Source organism: Cellulomonas fimi (genome assembly GCF_028527925.1).
GTDB lineage: Bacteria > Actinomycetota > Actinomycetes > Actinomycetales > Cellulomonadaceae > Cellulomonas > Cellulomonas fimi_C.
The window spans coordinates 1-510 of the sequence record NZ_JAPESW010000196.1 but is presented as its reverse complement, the minus strand read 5'-3'; the positions used below and the strand labels follow the sequence as shown (position 1 = coordinate 510).

At 64.1% G+C, this 510-nt stretch carries 2 pseudogenes; both read right to left on the bottom strand.

The annotated features are described in order from the left end of the window. Positions 1-206, bottom strand: a pseudogene (locus tag OMK64_RS21635) (hypothetical protein); the annotation flags it as partial. After that, a pseudogene (locus OMK64_RS21630) lies at positions 203-510 on the bottom strand (hypothetical protein); the annotation flags it as partial. The pseudogenes OMK64_RS21630 and OMK64_RS21635, both read right to left, overlap by 4 nt.

Genomic DNA, 510 nt, shown 5'->3' with positions numbered 1-510 from the left:
AGCTCATCCAGGCGGGGGTCTTTGTACAACTTCCACCAGTCGGCCGGTACCGGCGTCGACACCACGTTGTTGCCCTCACCGGCGATTTGCCCTTGCAGGTCGCCACGATTGACCGCGGCTTTATCCGGCAGCGAGTAATCCGGGCCCACCGCCTGGCAGGCCGACAGCAACACGCCCAGCGCGGCGGTGGCCAACAGCTGCTTCATGGCTGGTCTCCGTCTTTAACCTTATCGCCGATGATCGAGACGGTGGCCGTACGCCCGGCGATCATGCGGAAGTCCGCCGGCACATCATCAAAGGCGATGCGCACCGGAATCCGCTGGGCCAGGCGCACCCAGCTGAACGCCGGGTTGACGTTGGGCAGCAGGTTGGAGCCACTGCTGCGGTCGCGGTCTTCGATACCGGCAACGATGCTTTGCACATGGCCGCGCAGGCGGGCGTTGTCACCGATCACACGGATGTCCACCGCCATGCCGACGTGGATGCCGTCGAGCTTGGTCTCTTCGAAAT